At 43.9% G+C, this 23,393-nt stretch carries 13 protein-coding genes, 2 tRNA genes, 3 rRNA genes and 1 other annotated feature; of the genes, 6 read left to right on the forward strand and 12 right to left on the reverse strand.

Annotated elements, in window-relative coordinates; all coding sequences use genetic code 11:
• Window positions 1–4 precede the first annotated feature (4 nt).
• The 10 genes from mepA to rluD all read right to left on the reverse strand — a co-directional run bounded on the left by mepA (window position 5) and on the right by rluD (window position 12,763).
• Window positions 5–844 (reverse strand): penicillin-insensitive murein endopeptidase, encoded by an 840-nt coding sequence (gene mepA / locus K08M4_RS12065; protein ID WP_086050022.1) that lies wholly within the window; start codon window positions 842–844, stop codon window positions 5–7.
• A gap of 278 nt (window positions 845–1,122) precedes the next feature.
• Window positions 1,123–2,158, reverse strand: a protein-coding gene (locus K08M4_RS21995) for an IS630 family transposase (RefSeq protein ID WP_157665725.1) whose coding sequence is annotated in 2 segments (ribosomal slippage) — window positions 1,123–1,698 and window positions 1,700–2,158 — 1,035 coding nt in all. Because the reading frame shifts where the segments join, the coding sequence is not laid out codon by codon here.
• Between the two features lie 147 nt (window positions 2,159–2,305).
• A tRNA-Asp gene (locus tag K08M4_RS12080) sits at window positions 2,306–2,382 on the reverse strand.
• A 67-nt stretch (window positions 2,383–2,449) separates the two neighbouring features.
• Window positions 2,450–2,565, reverse strand: a 5S ribosomal RNA gene (rrf, locus tag K08M4_RS12085).
• A 131-nt stretch (window positions 2,566–2,696) separates the two neighbouring features.
• Window positions 2,697–5,589, reverse strand: a 23S ribosomal RNA gene (locus K08M4_RS12090).
• Between the two features lie 419 nt (window positions 5,590–6,008).
• A tRNA-Ala gene (locus tag K08M4_RS12095) sits at window positions 6,009–6,084 on the reverse strand.
• A gap of 77 nt (window positions 6,085–6,161) precedes the next feature.
• A 16S ribosomal RNA gene (locus K08M4_RS12100) occupies window positions 6,162–7,716 on the reverse strand.
• The 16S, 23S and 5S rRNA genes sit together here with 2 tRNA genes alongside, the layout of an rRNA operon.
• 613 nt (window positions 7,717–8,329) lie before the next feature.
• Complete coding sequence (gene clpB / locus K08M4_RS12110) at window positions 8,330–10,903, reverse strand: ATP-dependent chaperone ClpB (RefSeq protein WP_065113211.1); 2,574 nt, start codon at window positions 10,901–10,903, stop codon at window positions 8,330–8,332.
• 142 nt (window positions 10,904–11,045) lie between these two features.
• The gene (gene pgeF / locus K08M4_RS12115) at window positions 11,046–11,786 is read right to left on the reverse strand and encodes a peptidoglycan editing factor PgeF (protein ID WP_086050023.1); all 741 of its coding nucleotides are present in this window, start codon (window positions 11,784–11,786) and stop codon (window positions 11,046–11,048) included.
• Window positions 11,787–11,788: 2 nt separating this feature from the next.
• Window positions 11,789–12,763: a 23S rRNA pseudouridine(1911/1915/1917) synthase RluD gene (gene rluD, locus K08M4_RS12120; protein ID WP_017077746.1), complete on the reverse strand. Its 975-nt coding sequence runs from the start codon at window positions 12,761–12,763 to the stop codon at window positions 11,789–11,791.
• 137 nt (window positions 12,764–12,900) lie between these two features.
• Here rluD and K08M4_RS12125 point away from each other — a divergent pair, with 137 nt between their 5' ends.
• From K08M4_RS12125 to yjjX, 6 genes are all read left to right on the forward strand, one after another.
• Complete coding sequence (locus K08M4_RS12125; protein WP_009848466.1) at window positions 12,901–13,629, forward strand: outer membrane protein assembly factor BamD; 729 nt, start codon at window positions 12,901–12,903, stop codon at window positions 13,627–13,629.
• Window positions 13,630–13,785: 156 nt separating this feature from the next.
• Window positions 13,786–15,210 (forward strand): MltF family protein, encoded by a 1,425-nt coding sequence (locus K08M4_RS12130; RefSeq protein ID WP_354000824.1) that lies wholly within the window; start codon window positions 13,786–13,788, stop codon window positions 15,208–15,210.
• A gap of 587 nt (window positions 15,211–15,797) precedes the next feature.
• A complete protein-coding gene (hpf, locus tag K08M4_RS12135) occupies window positions 15,798–16,151 on the forward strand; it encodes a ribosome hibernation-promoting factor, HPF/YfiA family (RefSeq protein WP_086050025.1) in 354 nt (117 codons plus the stop codon).
• Window positions 16,152–16,261: 110 nt separating this feature from the next.
• Window positions 16,262–16,383, forward strand: a sequence feature (Phe leader region).
• A 12-nt stretch (window positions 16,384–16,395) separates the two neighbouring features.
• Window positions 16,396–17,571: a prephenate dehydratase gene (gene pheA / locus K08M4_RS12140; protein ID WP_009848464.1), complete on the forward strand. Its 1,176-nt coding sequence runs from the start codon at window positions 16,396–16,398 to the stop codon at window positions 17,569–17,571.
• 354 nt (window positions 17,572–17,925) lie between these two features.
• Window positions 17,926–20,304 (forward strand): putative bifunctional diguanylate cyclase/phosphodiesterase, encoded by a 2,379-nt coding sequence (locus K08M4_RS12145; RefSeq protein WP_086050026.1) that lies wholly within the window; start codon window positions 17,926–17,928, stop codon window positions 20,302–20,304.
• On the forward strand, window positions 20,267–20,788 hold the full coding sequence (yjjX, locus tag K08M4_RS12150; RefSeq protein WP_086050027.1) for an inosine/xanthosine triphosphatase: 522 nt from the start codon (window positions 20,267–20,269) through the stop codon (window positions 20,786–20,788). Before K08M4_RS12145 ends, yjjX begins: the two co-directional genes overlap by 38 nt.
• 117 nt (window positions 20,789–20,905) lie before the next feature.
• Here yjjX and trpR read toward each other — a convergent pair whose 3' ends face one another.
• Together trpR and K08M4_RS12160 are read right to left on the reverse strand one after the other, a co-directional pair.
• Window positions 20,906–21,202, reverse strand: coding sequence for a trp operon repressor (gene trpR / locus K08M4_RS12155; RefSeq protein ID WP_009848461.1), 297 nt, complete (start codon window positions 21,200–21,202; stop codon window positions 20,906–20,908).
• A 172-nt stretch (window positions 21,203–21,374) separates the two neighbouring features.
• Window positions 21,375–23,324: a transglycosylase SLT domain-containing protein gene (locus K08M4_RS12160; protein ID WP_086050028.1), complete on the reverse strand. Its 1,950-nt coding sequence runs from the start codon at window positions 23,322–23,324 to the stop codon at window positions 21,375–21,377.
• Between the last annotated feature and the right edge of the window lie 69 nt (window positions 23,325–23,393).

Raw genomic sequence — 23,393 nt, forward strand, 5'->3', positions numbered from 1 at the left:
CGCGTTACTTATTCGATATCAAAGCAAAACACTGGCTAGGTATCACTTTAACTTTCTTTTTTTTCTTACTTTTAGCTACTTTTTTAGGTGGAGGAACTGGAATAGTCTGTGGGGCCCAACTTGCAAGTTCATCTCCACAGCCATCACCTTTTGGAGGGCTTGCTTGAGCTATACAGTTTGAGCTGCCTTTAGGGCATTTTAAACGAACATGAAAATGAGAATGATGTCCCCACCAAGGCCTGATTTTACCTAACCAAGCTCTCCCATTGGCATCAGAGTTTTCTTGTTCACAAAGGGTGTGCTTAATAACTGGGTGAACAAAAATACGCACCACTTTTTCATCTTTGGCTGCATAGCGAATCACTTGAAAATGATCATCGGTCCAATTCGATTCACGCAATTTGTAGTTAGTGAGATCGACAACGCTCAATGGCTTAGGTACGGCAAGTTCATTCTCTGAAAGTTTTTTATCAGTGAGCCTTAACCATATATCAATATCCAAACCAGTCTGGTGACTTGAATGACCCGAAGAAAAACGCCCTCCACGAGGCAGAGAAATATCACCCACCAATAGATTTTTGTTGAGTTGTTTGCTTGTAGTTAAACCTAGCCTTTCAATAAACTGAATTGACTCTGTGTGGCCATAATAGCGCTCTCTCTGAGGGCGGATCACCTGATAACCTTGCCCATTAATTGGCAAAGCTTGCGCCCCGTCAAGACAACCATTAGCGTAACTACCTATGGATGAGGTTGAATTTCTTGTTGGGCTTTTCTCTTTTTCCCACGAGGTTGCAGATACAACAAACGAACAAAAGATAAGAGCCAATGTACAAAATAACCTCATAACAATTCCAAATAAACGATCACTGTTTTTATACTAGTCGTCATTAGGGAATAGGTGTATGTCGAGAGTGATATTTTTGGGATAGCTTGAGAGTTATCTCCTGACTTTAGATATTAAAGTGAAAAAGCTTCACTATCCCTAGCGAGTCTTCTCAATCTGTGGCGATATTATCGTAGTCGAAGACAAAAACTCACAGCCCTGAAACGACGAAAGCCTAGTCATAAGACTAGGCTTTCTAATAAATGGCGGAGCGGCTGGGGTTATACCAATCCGGAAAATTAACTGATCAGGTTTATCCAATCCCTTCTGCTCATTTTTGTGACACGATCTTTGCACTCAAGAAATTCATTCCAAGCGCGACAAACCTTGGAAACAATGTCGTTATAATCCGTGAAACTTTGATTCGCTAGATAATGTTGTCGCAACCAACTCCAAACTTGCTCTATAGGGTTAAGCTCTGGCGAGTAGGGAGGAAGCTTAATAGTACTGACGTTATTAAATTCTCTCGCAATATCATCGGTATGCCAGCCTGCACCATCCATTATAACGACAGCATGACGTCCTTTTTCTGTAGCCTTAGATATCTGCTCTAAGTGATTTGTCATTATGTCCTTGTTAACCCAAGGAACCACTATGGCTTCGCCAATTCCTCTTTCAGGGCATACCGAACCAAACAAATAAGCGTATTCAAATTGCTGTTGTTTTACCACGCGAGGCCTCGTTCCACGAGTCGCCCAAAGACGTGTCGTTGTGTTCTGCTGACCAAACCTAGCTTCATCTTGAAACCAGACATCAACACTCTCTAGCCCGATATGGCCGGGGATCTTAAGGATCGTTTCTATTTTGAATTTTTTTAAAATCGTCTTGGATTTGCTGTGATTGTTTAGGGTGTTTGGAGCGAGAAGTTATCCAAGAGAAGCCCATGTGGTCGAGGAGATAATAGATAGAATTAGGGTGGTAGTATTTATCAAAGTTTTTCACGATGTAGTCATGTATATCGCTCCCGACAAGGCGCCCGCCTGAAGGGGACTCTGCTTCTTTCTTAATGAATGCACTGAGTTGTTTTCGTTGTTCTGCATTGAGGTATGCAGGTCTGCCTGTGCGAGGTTTTTCTTGAAGCCCTTCCAATCCTTCTTCAAGAAATACTTGAACCCATTTGTTTACACTAGTTCGACTGACTTTAAGGTATTTGGCAATTTGAGTGCGCGAGTGACCTTCTTTGAAGTGGGCTAGTGCTAGCAAGCGAACCTTCATTTGAATGGTTTTTTGTTGGCTTGCTAGCTTTTTAAAATCAGTATTATTAAGGCTATCCATGACGATTTTCTGTAAGAGTTCGACGGCCTTAATTAGATCACATTTTTACTTTAATTGGTATTACAGGCACCGGGACTCGTTGGTCTCAGACCAAAACACTTGATACGAAAAAGCCCTAACATTTCTGTTAGGGCTTTGTCTAATAAGTGGCGGAGTGGACGGGACTCGAACCCGCGACCCCCGGCGTGACAGGCCGGTATTCTAACCAACTGAACTACCACTCCGCAGTGGTCAACTCACTAAGTGAGCGTCCATATCTCCAGGTTGGTCAACCTAAAGATTTAATTTAAAGCCTGGCGATGTCCTACTCTCACATGGGGAAACCCCACACTACCATCGGCGCTATTGTGTTTCACTTCTGAGTTCGGCATGGAATCAGGTGGGTCCACAATGCTATGGTCGCCAAGCAAATTTTGCTTTTACTTTCAGTTTTTTAAAAACTGAAGGCAAAATAATCTGGAAAACTGATTTAAAAGTCTCTTCAAACTCATTCAAGGTCTGTCTTTCTATTGAGTCCACAAAACCCCTTGGGTGTTGTATGGTTAAGCCTCACGGGCAATTAGTACAGGTTAGCTCAATGCCTCGCAGCACTTACACACCCTGCCTATCAACGTCGTAGTCTACGACAACCCTTTAGGACACTTATAGTGCCAGGGAAAACTCATCTCAAGGCTCGCTTCCCGCTTAGATGCTTTCAGCGGTTATCGATTCCGAACTTAGCTACCGGGCAATGCCATTGGCATGACAACCCGAACACCAGAGGTTCGTCCACTCCGGTCCTCTCGTACTAGGAGCAGCCCCTTTCAATTTTCCAACGCCCACGGCAGATAGGGACCGAACTGTCTCACGACGTTCTAAACCCAGCTCGCGTACCACTTTAAATGGCGAACAGCCATACCCTTGGGACCGACTTCAGCCCCAGGATGTGATGAGCCGACATCGAGGTGCCAAACACCGCCGTCGATATGAACTCTTGGGCGGTATCAGCCTGTTATCCCCGGAGTACCTTTTATCCGTTGAGCGATGGCCCTTCCATTCAGAACCACCGGATCACTATGACCTGCTTTCGCACCTGCTCGAATTGTCATTCTCGCAGTCAAGCGGGCTTATGCCATTGCACTAACCACACGATGTCCAACCGTGTTTAGCCCACCTTCGTGCTCCTCCGTTACTCTTTGGGAGGAGACCGCCCCAGTCAAACTACCCACCAGGCACTGTCCGTAATCCCGATTCAGGGACCAACGTTAGAACATCAAAACTACAAGGGTGGTATTTCAAGGACGACTCCACCACATCTAGCGACGCGGTTTCATAGTCTCCCACCTATCCTACACATGTAGGTTCAATGTTCAGTGCCAAGCTGTAGTAAAGGTTCACGGGGTCTTTCCGTCTAGCCGCGGGTACACTGCATCTTCACAGCGATTTCAATTTCACTGAGTCTCGGGTGGAGACAGCGTGGCCATCATTACGCCATTCGTGCAGGTCGGAACTTACCCGACAAGGAATTTCGCTACCTTAGGACCGTTATAGTTACGGCCGCCGTTTACCGGGGCTTCGATCAAGAGCTTCGACCGAAGTCTAACCCCATCAATTAACCTTCCGGCACCGGGCAGGCGTCACACCGTATACGTCATCTTACGATTTTGCACAGTGCTGTGTTTTTAATAAACAGTTGCAGCCACCTGGTATCTGCGACTCTCGTCTGCTCCATCCGCAAGGGACTTCACTGATAAGAGCGTACCTTCTCCCGAAGTTACGGTACCATTTTGCCTAGTTCCTTCACCCGAGTTCTCTCAAGCGCCTTGGTATTCTCTACCCGACCACCTGTGTCGGTTTGGGGTACGATTCCTTACAATCTGAAGCTTAGAGGCTTTTCCTGGAAGCATGGCATCAATGACTTCACTACCGTAGTAGCTCGACATCGTATCTCAGCGTTAAGAAAGTCCGGATTTACCTAAACTTTCCGCCTACGTACTTGAACCTGGACAACCGTCGCCAGGCCCACCTAGCCTTCTCCGTCCCCCCATCGCAATTGTAAGAAGTACGGGAATATTAACCCGTTTCCCATCGACTACGCCTTTCGGCCTCGCCTTAGGAGTCGACTTACCCTGCCCCGATTAACGTTGGACAGGAACCCTTGGTCTTCCGGCGAGGGAGTTTTTCACTCCCTTTATCGTTACTCATGTCAGCATTCGCACTTCTGATACCTCCAGCATGCCTTACAGCACACCTTCAACGGCTTACAGAACGCTCCCCTACCCCACATACCCTAAGGTACGTAGCCGCAGCTTCGGTGTATAGCTTAGCCCCGTTACATCTTCCGCGCAGGCCGACTCGACCAGTGAGCTATTACGCTTTCTTTAAATGATGGCTGCTTCTAAGCCAACATCCTGGCTGTCTGAGCCTTCCCACATCGTTTCCCACTTAGCTATACTTTGGGACCTTAGCTGGCGGTCTGGGTTGTTTCCCTCTCCACGACGGACGTTAGCACCCGCCGTGTGTCTCCCGGATAGTACTTACTGGTATTCGGAGTTTGCAAAGGGTTGGTAAGTCGGGATGACCCCCTAGCCTTAACAGTGCTCTACCCCCAGTAGTATTCGTCCGAGGCGCTACCTAAATAGCTTTCGGGGAGAACCAGCTATCTCCAGGTTTGATTGGCCTTTCACCCCTAGCCACAAGTCATCCGCTAATTTTTCAACATTAGTCGGTTCGGTCCTCCAGTTGATGTTACTCAACCTTCAACCTGCCCATGGCTAGATCACCTGGTTTCGGGTCTAATCCTAGCAACTGTACGCCCAGTTAAGACTCGGTTTCCCTACGGCTCCCCTAAACGGTTAACCTTGCTACTAAAATTAAGTCGCTGACCCATTATACAAAAGGTACGCAGTCACACCACGAAGGTGCTCCTACTGCTTGTACGTACACGGTTTCAGGTTCTATTTCACTCCCCTCACAGGGGTTCTTTTCGCCTTTCCCTCACGGTACTGGTTCACTATCGGTCAGTCAGTAGTATTTAGCCTTGGAGGATGGTCCCCCCATATTCAGACAGGATATCACGTGTCCCGCCCTACTCGTTTTCACTGATTATGAGATGTCGATTACGGGGCTATCACCCTTTATTGCGGCACTTTCCAGAGCCTTCATCTGTCTCATTAAAAGCTTAAGGGCTAATCCAATTTCGCTCGCCGCTACTTTCGGAATCTCGGTTGATTTCTCTTCCTCGGGGTACTTAGATGTTTCAGTTCCCCCGGTTTGCCTCCTGTTGCTATGTATTCACAACAGGATACTTGCTTATGCAAGTGGGTTTCCCCATTCAGGAATCCCAGACTCAAAAGGTTATTACTACCTAATCTGGGCTTATCGCAAGTTATTACGCCTTTCATCGCCTCTGACTGCCAAGGCATCCACCGTGTACGCTTAGTCACTTAACCATACAACCCGAAAGGGTTTCTATTTGCTTTCACTTTAAAAAGTGAGGACAAATAAGCGTATGGCAACTAACCAAGGTTTTTGGTTGTCATCAAGAAGGGTTAATTCTCAATGACTGTTTGCCGGACTCAATTTACTTTTTGTTTCCACTTTTTAATAAAAAGTAGAATCAAAAAATGAACAATCATTTCTGATCATTCGAATACAAGACACTTGAATGTGTTTGTTGTGTTTACCTAATGAAAGATAAACATTGAGAACTTTTAAATTTGATTAACTTAATCACAGCCTTGGCCGTTTTGTTTTACTTGTTAAAAAGTAAAAATAATTAAGCTAATCAGTCAGCTTTCCAAATTGTTAAAGAGCTTGATTCAAACTAATGAACCATTTTTAAATATTTTCAAAGAAAAACACTTAAAGATGGTGGAGCTATGCGGGATCGAACCGCAGACCTCCTCGCTGCCAGCGAGGCGCTCTCCCAGCTGAGCTATAGCCCCATCTGGAAAAGTATTTCTACTCTTAAACTTTCTAAACCTAATCAATCTGTGTGGACACTCATCGTGGTATCTTCGTATAAGGAGGTGATCCAGCCCCAGGTTCCCCTAGGGCTACCTTGTTACGACTTCACCCCAGTCATGAACCACAAAGTGGTGAGCGTCCTCCTCGAAAGGTTAAACTACCCACTTCTTTTGCAGCCCACTCCCATGGTGTGACGGGCGGTGTGTACAAGGCCCGGGAACGTATTCACCGTGACATTCTGATTCACGATTACTAGCGATTCCGACTTCATGGAGTCGAGTTGCAGACTCCAATCCGGACTACGACGCACTTTTTGGGATTCGCTCACTATCGCTAGCTTGCTGCCCTCTGTATGCGCCATTGTAGCACGTGTGTAGCCCTACTCGTAAGGGCCATGATGACTTGACGTCGTCCCCACCTTCCTCCGGTTTATCACCGGCAGTCTCCCTGGAGTTCCCGACATTACTCGCTGGCAAACAAGGATAAGGGTTGCGCTCGTTGCGGGACTTAACCCAACATTTCACAACACGAGCTGACGACAGCCATGCAGCACCTGTCTCAGAGCTCCCGAAGGCACACCTGCGTCTCCGCTGGCTTCTCTGGATGTCAAGAGTAGGTAAGGTTCTTCGCGTTGCATCGAATTAAACCACATGCTCCACCGCTTGTGCGGGCCCCCGTCAATTCATTTGAGTTTTAATCTTGCGACCGTACTCCCCAGGCGGTCTACTTAACGCGTTAGCTCCGAAAGCCACGGCTCAAGGCCACAACCTCCAAGTAGACATCGTTTACGGCGTGGACTACCAGGGTATCTAATCCTGTTTGCTCCCCACGCTTTCGCATCTGAGTGTCAGTGTCTGTCCAGGGGGCCGCCTTCGCCACTGGTATTCCTTCAGATCTCTACGCATTTCACCGCTACACCTGAAATTCTACCCCCCTCTACAGCACTCTAGTTCACCAGTTTCAAATGCAGTTCCGAGGTTGAGCCCCGGGCTTTCACATCTGACTTAATGAACCACCTGCATGCGCTTTACGCCCAGTAATTCCGATTAACGCTCGCACCCTCCGTATTACCGCGGCTGCTGGCACGGAGTTAGCCGGTGCTTCTTCTGTTGCTAACGTCAAGATGCGCAGCTATTAACTACACACCCTTCCTCACAACTGAAAGTACTTTACAACCCGAAGGCCTTCTTCATACACGCGGCATGGCTGCATCAGGCTTGCGCCCATTGTGCAATATTCCCCACTGCTGCCTCCCGTAGGAGTCTGGACCGTGTCTCAGTTCCAGTGTGGCTGATCATCCTCTCAGACCAGCTAGGGATCGTCGCCTTGGTGAGCCATTACCTCACCAACTAGCTAATCCCACCTAGGCATATCTTGACGCGAGAGGCCCGAAGGTCCCCCTCTTTGGCCCGTAGGCATTATGCGGTATTAGCCATCGTTTCCAATGGTTATCCCCCACATCAAGGCAATTTCCTAGGCATTACTCACCCGTCCGCCGCTCGACGCCCATTAACGCACCCGAAGGATTGTTAGTGTCGTTTCCGCTCGACTTGCATGTGTTAGGCCTGCCGCCAGCGTTCAATCTGAGCCATGATCAAACTCTTCAATTTAAGATTTTGTCGGCTCAATGAATACTGACTTCAAAATCCATTCTCACTCGAAAGTAAAAAGTAATTTTAAAGCTATTATCTTTCCAACAGAAAGATAATGAATTGACTGTGCCAAATACTTTCTTTCTACAAGAGAAAGTAGTTATTCGTATTGGTCACTCAGTTCATTGAAACCAAAGTTGATTCCGAGGAATCTGTTTTACTTCTCTTAATAAAAAGGGAAGATAAAACGTTTTGATATTCATCAACGAGTGCCCACACAGATTGATAGGTTTAAATTGTTAAAGAGCTTTGCTTATCGAGCGTTCCTTTTAGTAAGGAGCCTCTCGAAGTGGACGGCCATTCTAGCGAATTGGGTTCCAGTGTCAAACACTTTTTCCAGCTAATTTTCAAAGCATCTTAAATGCTTAATGTCGTCTCATTGCTTAGTTCAAACCGCTTGGTTATCCCTAGCAACGGAGGCGCATTATAGAGAGAATCCCCCTTTACACAAGACCAAAAACGAAAAAAAACCGCCATAGGCGATCGTTCGGACACTATTCACACAAAGCGTTCAAAATAGGTACGATTAAGCCTTAATTTTGGCTAATCGTACCTATTATTCATAGTTTGGTTATTGGTGAGCAATAATTCGGTCGTTATTCACCAATAGCTGCACTTTCTTCTCTGGATTTATTTTTCCAGCCAGTATCGCTTTCGCTAACGGGTTCTCTACAGTTTGTTGAATTGCTCTTTTAAGAGGCCTTGCACCATACACAGGGTCAAAACCAACTTGAGAGATTAGCTTGAGCGCTTTTTCTGAAACCTCGAGTTCATACCCATTGTCTTCCATTCGCTTTTTCAAATGCTCAAGCTGAATAGCGGCAATTGACTCAATGTGCTCTTGGCCTAATGGATGGAACACAACGCTTTCATCAACACGGTTCAAAAACTCAGGTCGAAAATGTTTACCTACCACTTCCATAACCTCATTTTTAATCCCTTGGTAATCCAATGTATTGAAATTTTCTTGAATACGAGTTGAACCTAGGTTCGATGTCATTATTACCACGGTATTTCTAAAATCGACCGTGCGACCTTGTCCGTCAGTTAATCGTCCATCATCTAAAACCTGCAATAGAATATTGAAAACATCAGGGTGCGCTTTCTCTACCTCATCAAGCAAAATGACAGAATAAGGCTTGCGACGTACCGCTTCGGTTAAGTATCCACCTTCTTCATAACCCACATAACCCGGAGGAGCACCAACTAAACGAGCAACAGAGTGTTTCTCCATAAACTCAGACATATCGATACGCACCATCGCATCTTCACTATCGAACATAAAGTTCGCCAATGTTTTACACAGTTCCGTTTTACCGACACCTGTTGGCCCTAAGAATAAGAACGAACCAATCGGCTTATTAGGATCAGACAAACCGGCACGGCTACGACGAATTGCATTCGACACGACTTCAACCGCTTCCGCTTGACCGATAACCCGCTTATGCAGAACACCTTCCATTTTCAGAAGCTTCTCTTTTTCTGCTTCTAGCATTTTAGAAACCGGGATGCCGGTTTGCTTTGAAAGGACATCGGCAATCTCAGCGTCAGTCACCTTGTTACGTAACAAGGTCATTTCTTGCATTTCAGCTTGAGTCGCGAGATCTAACTGCTTCTCCAATTCTGGGATTCGACCATATTGCAATTCAGACATACGGTTAAGGTCACCAGCACGTCGTGCAAAATCCATATCCATCCGAGCTTGTTCTAGCTCTGACTTGATATGTTGCGTGCCAGACAACGCCGCCTTTTCAGCGTTCCAAACTTCTTCAAGCTCTGCAAAATCTCGCTCTTTCTCAGAAAGTTCGCTTTGTAGCGTGCGAAGCCTCTTTTCACTGGCTTCGTCATTTTCATTAGTAAGAGCTTGCTGCTCGATCTTCAACTGAATGATTTTACGCTCTAACTTATCCAGTGACTCGGGCTTTGAATCTATCTGCATTCGAATACTCGAAGCCGCTTCATCAATGAGATCAATCGCCTTATCTGGTAACTGACGATCTGAAACGTATCGGTGAGATAGAGTTGCCGCCGCTACAATAGCAGGATCGGTAATTTCTACATGATGGTGAAGTTCATAGCGCTCTTTCAAACCACGAAGAATAGCGACTGTATCTTCTACTGTTGGTTCATCCACTATCACTTTTTGGAAGCGACGCTCTAACGCAGGGTCTTTCTCTATATATTGGCGATACTCATCGAGCGTTGTTGCGCCGACACAATGCAGTTCACCACGAGCTAATGCTGGTTTCAGCATGTTGCCCGCATCCATAGAGCCTTCGCCTTTACCTGCGCCGACCATCGTATGAATTTCATCGATAAAGAGAATGACATTGCCTTCTTCTTTCGATAATTCATTAAGCACCGATTTTAGACGTTCTTCGAATTCACCACGATATTTCGCACCCGCTACCAATGAGCCCATGTCCAATGAAAGAACTCTTCGACCTCTTAAGCCTTCTGGAACTTCATTATTGATAATACGCTGAGCTAAACCTTCGACAATCGCGGTTTTACCCACACCGGGTTGACCGATAATCACAGGGTTATTCTTAGTTCGACGTTGAAGGACTTGAATCGTGCGACGAATTTCATCATCACGACCGATCACAGGATCAAGTTTACCTTGTTCTGCTCTTTCAGTCAGATCAATGGTGAACTTCTCTAATGCTTGGCGTCTATCTTCTGCATTCGGGTCATCAACTTTTTGACCACCGCGAACTTGCTCGATAGCTTGAGATAGTTTTTGCTCAGTAAGACCTAGCTCTTTAAGTAAGTTTCCTAAAGGGCCTTTGTCTTCAATGGCAGCGAGTAGGAATACTTCTGAAGATATGTAACTGTCTTGACGCTTTTGCGCTACCTTGTCACATAGATTGAATAGCGTTCCCATTGCGTTAGAGAGCTGAACATCACCACCAATACCACTTACTTTTGGCACTCGGTCTAATATTTCGCTTAATTTAGAACGCAATTGAACAACATCAATATTAAGCATGGTGAGCAATGGACGAATCGCACTGCCATCTTGATTAAGCAAAGACACCATTAGGTGTACAGGTTCTATATATTGGTGATCACGACCTAATGCGAGCGACTGAGCATCAGATATCGCAATTTGGAATTTACTAGTGAATCGATCGAGACGCATGCCAACCTTCCTACTCTTAGATATGTTTATCTTATGGTTAGAAGATGGATACGGTAACGCAGATTTTCAAGGGATAAGGATGAAGAATAGAGATGATATGAAAATATAAATGAACTGGATGAGTGGTTGTGCTAGTCAGAGACTACTCTAGCCAAATAAATGTCGCCTGACGCCCAGTAATACCATCACGACGATAAGAATAGAAAACATCTGAATCTGCATATGTACATAGATTCGAATCTGTCACCGAAGTCACGCCAACTTTCATTAATCGTTGAGTCGCAAGTTGAGATATGTTTGCTAACCACTTGCCCGGTTCAGATTTAGCTTTAAATGCTAATTTCGCTTGAGGGTCAAAACGAACAAAAGCGTCCAACACATCGTTGCCAACCTCAAACGCATCTTTACCAATTGCAGGACCAAGCCAAGCAATGATCTGATTATCTGAATCTAGGTTTGAAAACTTTGCGACGGCATTTTCAAGAATGCCACCAGCAAGACCGCGCCAACCCGCATGAACAGCCGCGACTTGAGTGCCTTTGGTATCAGTAAGAATTACTGGCAAGCAATCAGCCGTCATCGCTGAACACACAACACCCTTTGCAGAGGTAAATGCACCATCCGCATCAAGCACATTCGCCACAGGTTCTAAAACTGTGACGACATCCGTTGAGTGAGTTTGATTTAGCCATACTGGAGCTGTGGGCATCTTAGATTGTTGCTTTAGCCATGCTCGATTGCTTTCAACAAGCGAAGTATCATCCCCAACGTGCATACCGAGGTTTAACCCTTGATAAGCACCTGTAGAACAACCATCGAAACGAGTCGAAGCAAATGCTTTCACGTTTTGAGGAGCGTTCCAGTCAGGGATGATCATTGACATGATTAAATGTCGTCTTCGTGATTTTCGCGAGCATCAACACGTAATGCTTCTGCCATCACAACCATGTCATTTGGAACAGGTGCGTGGAACTCAACTTCTTCACCAGTAATAGGGTGAACAAATTTAAGCATTACAGCATGCAGCGCTTGGCGATCAAAAGAACGAATCATTGTCGTCAGCTCTTCAGATGCACCTTTTGGAATACGTGCACGACCACCGTATGCAATATCACCTAACAGAGGATGCTGAAGGTATGACATATGAACACGGATTTGGTGAGTACGACCTGTTTCTAGGCGTAGACGAATACGAGTATGTTCGCGGAAGTGCTCCGCAACACGGTAGTGAGTTACCGCAGGCTTACCTAATTCATTCACGTCCATTAAAGTACGTTTAGTTGCATGACGGCTAATGCCTTTCTCAACCACACCACCCGCGGTCATTTTACCAATAGCAATTGCTTCATATTCACGAGTGATACGACGTTTAGCAAGTGCACGTACAAGGCGAGTTTGAGCTGGAACCGTCTTAGCCACAACCATAAGACCGGTTGTGTCTTTATCAAGACGGTGCACAATACCCGCACGAGGTACTTCTGCAATCTGAGGATAATGGAAAAGCAATGCATTTAGTATGGTTCCATCCGGCGTACCTGCACCTGGGTGTACAACCAGATCGCGAGGCTTATTGATAACCAATAAATCATCATCTTCATAGACAATGTTTAACGGAATATCTTGTGCTTCCCAGCGCTCTTCATCCGCAAGCTCCGCTTGTAGGATGATCGCTTCACCGCCCAAAACTATGGTGCGCGGTTTAGTGATAACTTCGCCATCCACTTGGATTTTGCCGTCAAGAAGCCACTCTTTAATACGAGAGCGAGAAAAATCGGTAAATAGTTCAGCGACAGCTTGGTCTAAACGTTGACCTAACTGGCTGCTTTTTACTGTGTCTGTTAATGTTATCTGCTGAGCCATATCGAACTTTTTTAAAAACCGTGAGACTAATACCCATTAGTATGGATAAAATAGAATAATTGCATCATTGTATCTGTTACTGGTTAGAAAGTAACGGAAGCTTACGAAATATTTAATTCAAGGAATCGACGCCTGACATGAAACACCTTACTTTAACGGGTCTATTAGCCGTATCACTCTTAGTTGGTTGTTCAAGTAGTGAAGAAATAGTACCGGATGTACCGCCATCGGTTCTTTACTCTGACGCCCAAGAATCACTGCAGAGTGGTAGCTGGCTTTCTGCAATCGAAAAGCTAGAAGCCTTAGACTCACGTTACCCATTCGGCGCCTATTCTGAACAAGTACAACTGGATCTGATTTACGCGTACTACAAAAATGATGACTTGGCATTAGGCCTTGCCACCATTTCACGATTCCTACGCTTAAACCCTACTCATGAAAAACAGGATTGGGTTCTTTACATGCGTGGCCTGACACACATGGCTCAAGATCGAAACTTCATGCACGATATTTTTAATATCGATCGTAGTGACCGAGATCCAGAACCAGTGAAACTTGCGTTTGCTGATTTCAAACGACTGTTAGAGCGTTTCCCTGCAAGCCCATACGCTGAAGATGCACAAAAACGTATGTTCGCACTGAAAAACCGCCTAGCGGAGTATGACTTAGCCACAGCTGATTTCTACCTGCGTCGCGAAGCGTGGATTGCAGCTATAAACAGAACACAAGAGTTGCAGAAGACTTACCCTGACACCATTGCTGCACGTAAGTCTTTAGACATTCAATTAGAAGCTTATGAACAACTAGGCTTAGAAGACGCTGTGTTACGAACAGAAAAGTTAATTGAGCTCAACCCACTGCCTTAGTCAGCGAATCACACTCGTCGTTAACTAAAACAATCACTTCAAAATCGCGCTAATTTATTAGCGCGATTTTTTTGAACTTCGTCTGGTAAACTTGATGAATGGCAGCATAAGCAGTATCTTCAATAGGTAACTTTTAACAAAACATCAACATGGAGTGTGGATGTGAGTAGGTTGTTATTATTTATCTGGATATCGCTATTTAGTCAATTGTCCTTTGCATTAGAACTGTCCCCATTAAGCAATAAGCCTTACATGGGTGACTTGGATGTACTCAAAACCAAAGGAACGGTTAGAGTGCTCGTATCTGCCGATCTTGGTTTCTATTACATCGAAGATGGCAAACCAAAAGGCATCGTGGCAGAAATGCTCTACCACTTTGAAAAAAGCCTTCGTAAGAAGCACCCCTACCTCAACGTTCAAATCATCCCCGTGCAACGAGATGATCTGCTTCCCTCTTTAGAATCTGGCTATGGTGATGTCGCTGTCGCTAACCTAACGGTCACCGACAAACGATTACGAACCATCGACTTCTCAGATCCCATGATTAAAGATGGGAAAGAGTTGATAATCACCGACAAGAACTCAAAGTCGATCACCGAAATCAAGCAATTGAGCGGTAAAGAAGTATGGATCCGCGCGAGCTCTAGCTACTTCGAGAGTGTGCAAAGAGTCAACAAAGAGCTTAACGCACTAGGTTTACCACCACTGCATGTCCACTTTATCGAAGAATCATTGCAAGACTACGAACTGATAGAACTGGTTAATCAGGGTTATATACAAGGCACAGTTCTAGATAGCCACAAAGCTAAGCTCTGGCTCGATGTTATGGAAAACATTCAGGTACACACTGAGTTGCCGCTGCGTGAAAATGGTCAAATTGCTTGGGCACTGAGAAAAGACAGCCCTCAGCTAAAGAAAGAGATCAACAAATACGTAAAGACCGCACGAACAGGAACTCTACTTGGGAACGTTATCTATAATAAATACATCGACAACACTCGTTGGTTAGGACGAGCACTCAACCCAAATAAAGTAGACCGAGTGGCAAAACTGGCAGATGTCTTTGAAAAATATTCGAATGAATACGAATTCGACCCTTTGATGATGTCAGCTCAAGGTTTCCAAGAGTCTGGACTTGATCAAAGCAGGGTTTCTCACCGAGGCGCCATCGGTGTAATGCAGGTGTTGCCAAGTACCGCCAAAGACAAAAACGTCAATATAAAAAACATACATAAGGTGGATAACAACATCCATGCTGGTGTGAAATATATGCGCTTTATCAAAGACCGATATTTTGACGATCCAGCGATATCGCCTGACAATCAAATCTACTTCACTTTAGCTTCTTACAATGCAGGCCCCGCTAAGATAAGAAAGATGCGAAACATTGCTAAAAAGAAGGGTTATAACCCAAATATCTGGTTTAAAAACGTCGAAATCATCACTCGTAAATACGTGAGTAAAGAACCCGTAACCTATGTCGCCAACATCAATCGTTACTTCGTAATCTATAAACAATTACAAGCTATCAATGCCATCCGAGAAAATGGTACAGCGAGATTACTGAACACTAACGATTAACTTCCCCCTCAATCCCAGAGCTTGAGGAACAAAAGTGTTATACCAATCACAGTAAGTAAGTGATCAAACATAGCGTAGGAAAAAAGCTTGAGAACAAGGCAGAATTTTTTGATAAGTAGTTATTCTACAATCAAAAATTCTAACGAAGTTATCGAGGTTTTTAACAAGCTAGGGTGACCAGTTATTTACTACGATTGGTATTAGATAAGGTTAAAAACACAAAAGCCGCATAAGAAAACTTATGCGGCTTTTGTTTATCTAATTCTGAAGAAGCTTACATAGCGATCGACATCATGGTAGCTATATCACAAAACACTATTGAGTAAATTTCAATCAAGCGCTTTCTATAGGCTGTAGTCTGCCCCTAAAAACTGGTTTAATTTTTAGCGAAGCCTTGCCTCCAAGTTATCGTTTTTCATAGGGATAACAAGTATTTTTCGACAAAAAGATATCAAGACTTGCGTGAGATCACATTTGATTTTAATGCTTACCCCACCCAACCAAAACAAGATCTAGATCACATTCTTTATTCCTAAAAGTCGTAATCTGAAGTTAACCCATGAGGGATACAACAGAGGAAAACTTCTATGAAAATGAACATCACTGGTAAAAATATCGACATTACCTCTGCAATCCGTGATCACATAGAAAGCAAATTTAAGAAGCTGGATAAATGGCAAGTAGACATCATTGGTTGCCAAGCGAGCTTTAGCGAAGAACCAAATAAAAAGAAAAAATTTGAAGCCGTTCTAACGGTACCAAAAGGCCAACTTGTTGCTTCATCAATTCATGACGACCTCTACGTAGCTATCAACGAAGTAGAACAAAAACTAGAGCGTCAACTCAACAAGCTGCGCCATAAACCAGAAGCGCGCCGCGCTGAAAGGCCTGAAATCGAAGAGCTAGAAGCTGAAGTAGAAGTAGAAGTAGAAGTAGAATAAGGAAATATGACAGATTAAAAAATAGCGCCTCAGGGCGCTATTTTTTTGCTTGACGCTCGTAGCTCGCTTGCTTATTGTGTTTAAACATTCATAAAACAATCACTTTTTATGCACTCTCACTCTTTGTTTATTTTTGACTTCTTTTTTCTTCCGTAAATCGGAGGCTAAGTCGTTTTAGAAAAACAAGTCAAAAACGAACAAGAAGCCTCCCACACTAGGGGGGCTTTTTTATAAGGACACATTTATGACTGACCGAACAATTTCACTAGATGATATCCGCCTTCGTCTCAATGATTTAGACGACGAACTCCTAAAATTACTTTCAGAGCGTCGTAAGCTGAGTATCGAAGTCGCTAAAAGCAAGGTAGAAACATCAAAACCCGTTCGTGATGCAGTACGAGAGCAACAACTACTAGTCAAATTGATCAACAACGGAAAAGACAAGTACGAATTGGATGCTCAGTACATTACTAAGCTGTTTCACACCATCATCGAAGATTCCGTTTTACTGCAGCAGTCATACTTACAAAACCTAGCGAATCCGCAAAGCCGTAAACCACTAGCTCGCGTTGCATTCTTAGGTTCTAAGGGATCGTATTCTCACCTTGCGAGCCGTGAATACTTCAGCCGCAAGAATATGGAATTGATTGAGCTGAACTGTAATCACTTCAAAGAAGTCGCATCGACTGTAGAATCGGGCCATGCCGACTATGGTGTACTGCCGATTGAGAACACCAGTTCAGGGTCAATTAACGAAGTCTACGATCTGCTACAACACACAACGCTTTACATCGTTGGTGAACTTTCTCAACCGATTGAACACTGCCTTGTCGCGAAAAATGATATTCGTTTAGAAGACATCAAAACCCTCTATTCACACCCACAACCTCATCAACAATGCAGTGAGTTTTTAAGCCGCCTTAAAGATGTCAGCCTTGAATCTTGTGCAAGCACAGCTGATGCCATGAAAAAGGTAAAAGATCTAGACGGTGATGATGTGGCAGCGATTGGTAATGCATCGAGCGGCAAACTTTATGGACTTCAACCAATCCAAGGCAACATTGCAAATCAAACTGAGAACCACACTCGTTTCATCGTGGTCGCTCGTAAGCCTGTTGAAGTATCGACTCAGATCCCAGCTAAGACGACACTCATCATGTCGACTTCTCAAGAAGCCGGTTCTTTGGTTGAAACACTGCTGATTCTGCAACGCTTAGGTATTAACATGACCAAGCTGGAATCTCGTCCTATCATGGGTAACCCTTGGGAAGAGATGTTCTATGTGGATTTAGAAGCACACTTAGATTCAGATAATATGCAGCAAGCGATAACGGAACTAACAGCCATAACTCGTCACCTAAAAGTGTTAGGTTGTTACCCAAGTGAGAACATTAAGGCGACTCAGGTTAAGTTGTCTTAGCTTTTTATTATCTGACACACGTTTAACTGCCACTGGCTTTTCACTAATATAAGCATTTGGCCTACTACAGGCCAAATGCTTAAAGAAAGCAACAAATGGAGTCGTACTCGAACTAAGGAAGACTCAAAGTCTGTATACCTTAAAAATGAATTGGTTGTGTTACTGGTTCGCACTCCTATCCACTTCCATCATTCCCTTCCAACCGACTTAGACACCTTTACTGATAATTTAATCACTAAATACAAAGGCTTAAAACCCAAACAAAACACTTCAAACACAATATAATTGATGGCGAGAACTGTCTAAATAACATAAACTTGCGCGCTAAATTTATAAACCATGTTGTGAATAACCATGAAGCTCAGTACTAAAATATTACTTGTGATTGCCCCCGTAATACTGCTCAGTACAGCGGCTTCTAGTTATATCATCTACTCCACGCAAAAAAGCAGCTTTATCAAACGTGAAGACAATGCGCTGCAATTAAGCATGGAAAAATTAGCCAGTTATTTTCAACAGTCTCGCTCTTTCCTCAACAGCTACTCTTATACCCTCGCCAATAGTGATCTGGTTAGGCGTTATTTTATGGTTGATGAAAGTACCGCCTCCCAACGTGAACTAGTTGATAACCTAAACGAAACGATTAAGTTACTGCAAGATGGTAACGACAGTTTTACAAGGGTCGCATTGCTTGATGGCGACCGAGCCCTTAAATATTACGCTGATAATACCAATGACCCTTTCGCAAAAATGGACCCAAAGATATTAGAGTTCATTGATCATCAATATCAAAAAACGTTAGCCCCTTCGAGCACCGACTATATACAGAATTCCCAAGGCGAAGGCGTATTAGTTCATTATGACGCTATTGATAAAAATACAGTTTCGATACCAACAAGCGCTCAACCCAACAATGTATTTTTTGTGGTTGTTTCTGTCTCTCTTGATAAGTTTAACTATCTTCGAAAACAGATAGAGTTCGACTATCAAACCAGCTTGTTCTTTACTCCTGCGTTGGTGACACAAGGGAGAGAGTTAACACAATCTATAAAGCTAGCACCTGAGCTCTACGCCACGCTCGATCCCGCACCATTACTATTAGACAACAAACTCAAATCTCTCTGGAATGAACTCAGCCTATCCTTTGCCCTTTCTGCATTTGTCAGTGTTACCTTGCTGCTTATCCTGCTATCTCGCTGTGTAATAAACCCCATTACCCGTTTAGATAGACAGCTTCAAGAGGTTGAGAAAAAACAGAGAAAAAATATTGAGCGCCTAGGAACTAATGATGAACTAGGCCGCTTATCTCAGCGCTTTTATGATATGTACCAGGAGTTAGATGACACATATCAGCAGACTAAGTTGTTGGCAGAAAATGATCAGTTGACCCAAATAGCCAATAGGCACCAGTTTCAAACCTTCGTCCAGAAGTCGCTGTCGAAACCAAGTTCGAATACCGAAACCTGGGTTCTCTACTTTGATTTAGATAACTTCAAATTTGTGAACGACAAATACGGACATCAAATCGGCGACTCAATCCTGGTCAGTTTTGCTCAGCGTATTTCCGATATTTGTAACCACTATAAAACAGAATTAGACGCCCACTGTCTTCCAGCCCGACTTTCTGGAGACGAGTTCGTTGTATACATTAATGCTCCAACTCACAAAGAAAATATCGCGCATCGATTTTCGAATGATTTACTCACCCCAATACAAAAAGGGTTTGTCACCGAGTCAGGTAATTTCCCGATTACGGTCAGTATTGGTATTGCGACCCACCCTAATGATGGCGATACAATCGAGAAGCTTCTTTCGAATGCTGATACCGCGATGTATCAAGCCAAACGTGCAGGTAAAAACCAATTCGCAGATTACTCGTTAGACTTAGATAAAACCATTCAGCGTCAAGCCAGTATTGAGAACGCCCTCAGAGAAAATAATTTTGATGAAGAGTTTAAGCTCGTTTACATGCCTTATATGGACTCAACAGGAAGTTATATTATTGGTGTAGAAGTGCTATTACGTTGGCACTCGAAACACCTTGGTTTAGTGCCACCCGATGAATTCATTCCTATCGCCGAACAAACCGGATTATTTGAAATAATTGATCGCTGGGTTATCCAGAATGCATTTGCTTCATTCCATCAACTTCAAGCTCAATTCGATCACTCTATTCAGCTATCGATTAACTTATCTTCAGCCGGGATTAAAACCACTCACCTTGCTGATTTCATCAAAGAGCATGCGAAAATCAATCAGATCCCGCCCAATTTGATCGATTTTGAAATCACAGAAACCTTTTACTCAAACTCTCAAGGTTTTCCATTACTTAACCAGTTATCATACATGGGCTATAGATTAGCAATCGACGACTTTGGTTCTGGTTACACCTCGATCACTCAACTGGTTCAATACCCAACTCAGAAGATTAAATTGGATAAAACCTTTTTGGACACCTTGATTGAGACAGATAACCAGAACATAGTGAAACCCATTATCGGGCTATGCCATGCTCAAGGGAAAAAGGTCACAGCCGAAGGAATTGAAACTCAATGCATGCATCAGTGGTTACAAGATGCGCAGTGCGATATGCTGCAAGGCTATTATTTTGGTAAGCCTATGCCATTAGAAGAGCTGACGGAATGGTACCGACAGCATCAACTCAATTTTATCGATAATAAAAAGAATCAACCACATGAAATCTGTAATCATCGCATCGCTGAATCCAGCTAAAATTAGCGCCGTTAAAAGTGCATTCTTATCGGCTTTTCCTGATACTGAATTTGACTTCAAAGGCATCAGCGTCCCTAGTGGCGTTGCCGATCAACCCATGAGTAATGAAGAAACCTACCAAGGAGCGGTAAAGCGCGTTCACAACGCAACTCAAGCTCAACCTGATGCGGATTTTCATGTTGGATTAGAGTCTGGAATAGAAGGAAAGGTTACCTTTGCTTGGATGGTCGTTGAAGCAAACGGTCAGCGCGGAGAATCTCGATCTGCAAGCTTAATGCTGCCACCCGTTGTGCTTGATAAACTCCAGCATGCGAATGAGCTAGGGGATGTGATGGATGAAGTGTTTGGCACCGATAATATCAAACAAAAAGGCGGTGCGATTGGCCTACTAACGCATAACCAACTAACACGCAGCTCTGTCTATCATCAGGCTTTAATTTTAGCGCTGATCCCATTTGTGAATCCAGAGCACTTTCCTATCTAGATCTTCGCTAAACTTCGAAAGCCTCAGAGAACAATCACCAGAAATAAAAAACGCTAACATTCAGTTAGCGTTTTTATCGAATTCATAGCCACACTACTCAGTGGTTGCTTAACTCAGTTATTGTTTGAGCAAAAGGTCGGCGATCACGGCTTTCTCTTGTTCAGATTTAGCCTTTAACTCATTTGAGCCTCTGGTTATCGTCGCGACGCCTACTCCCAGCATTTGGCTAACCTGTCGTTGAGACATCTCACCTTTCATCAGCTCACAAAAGATGTTAATTCGAGCAACCAAAGCATCTCGCTCGTCTGGTGTCATCATCATGGTCAACAATAGTTCATGCTGATCTTTTTCGACAGCCGTCTTTACCAAGTCCATCAGTTGTTGCCAATTCTCATATTCAGGTTGTGATGCCATATCTCTACACTTACTTTTAAATTCTGACTTTAAAGAGTCGCTTAACGATTGAAAGCGTCGAACACTTTATACCGAAACACTTGATGTGATCCAATGTAAAAAGGCAGTAAGTGGAAATGGTTCGCACTCACTGCCTTTAATATTACTCAGCTTGGAGAAAAATGCAGAGAGCTTAGTATTTCGTTTTTGCCTCATGGGGCGCTAAAAACGTCCCTTTCTCACCCAGGATATCTCGATAGTAAGTCTCAAACATCAAGATATTCTGAACATAACCACGAGTCTCTTTGAATGGGATCATCTCGATAAAAGCAAATGCATCGAGCTTTTCATCGCTGCGTGATCGCCACTGTTTCACACGACTAGGGCCAGCATTATACGCGGCAAATGCGAAGATGCGGTTATCATCATATTGAGCGAGTAGGCCATCTAAATAATGACTGCCTATCTCAATATTCTTACCTACATCATAAAGATCATCGCTGCCCTGGTACTTAATCTTATGTTTATTAGCCGTGTATTGTGCCGTCTTTGGCATAATTTGCATGATGCCACGCGCGCCAACTGGAGAGCGAGCCTCTGAATCCATCGCACTCTCTTGTCTTGCTAAAGACATCAAAGTAATTGGATCGAGATCATGCTTCTCGGCATAGAAATTAAACCACCACTTATGAGCGACAGGGAAACGTAACGCAATGTTATCCCACATCTTCGCAGAAATACTCGCCGTTACCGTAAAGTGATTCCATCGCTGTGTCGCAGCATGAGCAGCAAGCATCGCTTTTTGCTCTTTATCTGCATGACTTAATAACCAGCGCCACTCACTCTTTGCAGCCGCTATTTTATCTCGCTCAATCAGCTCACCGATACGAACCAAAGAAGTGTCGAATGGTTTCACCATTTCTGCACTGTATTTAAGAGTCGACGTTGGATAGCTAACTGGCTTATTTAATTGCTTAGCGGCAGCCACACTGTAGAAATTACGCTGACCCAAAATGTCTGACAGTCGCTTATTACCCTTAGCAGTATCGCCTAGTGCAATCTCAGCTCTACCCTGCCAATACTGCCAGCGAAGCGAAGCTTGATGTTTACCATCTAAGCGCGCAATCCACTCTTTCAAACCCGTCCAATCGGCATGTTGAATAGCCAAGCGAGCTCGTCTTTCCAGCAAAACTTGCTTTGATGAACTCGCGAGCATTTTGTCTCGCCACGCCATCAACTCTTCAGAGTCGGTATTGATCAAGTGGAACGCTAGGTAATCCGCGAGCTCTTGGGATTTTTCTTTCGAAAATTTTTGAGCTTTCACAACATCATCAAAAACCTCTTGCGCGCTGCTTGCGGATTTCCTGACTAGCTTCTCGAAACCAAATTCAGTTTGAGCTTGGTAGAATTCATTCGCTGGGTACTTCTTAGCAAACGCGAGTACATTTTCAGGCTTGTTGTACAACGCCTTCATCTGCTTCGCTTGAGTAATTGACTCATCATGATCTAATTGCTTAACCAAGTAGCTCATTAACTTACCGTTTCGACTCTCGAACGCTAAAAGCATTCTGTCCAGAATCAGCTGATCCGTTCTTAAGCCCGCTTCATCCCAACTTTCGAAAAGTGAATCACAGTTATCATCAACACCACTGCCACTTAACCAAAGTTGTTTCGCACCTTTAAAGGCGAGATCTTGATTACCTTGTTCATAATTAGCGCGGTAATAGATACATTGATATTTTTCACCAACAGGCTCTTGGGTTTGAAACTCAAGGATCGTCTTCCACTGTTTTTGAGCCGCCAATAAATCTAAATAAGGCGCTCGTATACGATTGGAAAACGGCAGTGCTTTGTTCTCTTCAATAAAAGCATCCACCTCGCTTGGCGTTCGATCACCTAAGCCCAATAAAAAGGCGCGATAGTCAGTGTAAGGTGTTAACGGGTATGTTTGAATTTTATTACGAAGTGCTGAATAAGCTTTTAGATCACGGTTGTCTAAAACCTCTTGCGCTCTGTCATAAACATCACGCTGCATTTCAAGCTCGGAAGCATTGCTGGCCATAGCCATTGGAGCCTGTGAAAATGAAAACAAAATTGCCGATGCAGCGACAGCAATTTTCGTATTACCAATGCGGAAAAACATTCGCTCTTTCCTTAGTGCGTGTATGAATACGTGAAGTCTATTTACGCCCGACATCACATCAAATGTAAA

The organism is Vibrio syngnathi (assembly GCF_002119525.1).
Classification (GTDB): Bacteria; Pseudomonadota; Gammaproteobacteria; order Enterobacterales; family Vibrionaceae; genus Vibrio; species Vibrio syngnathi.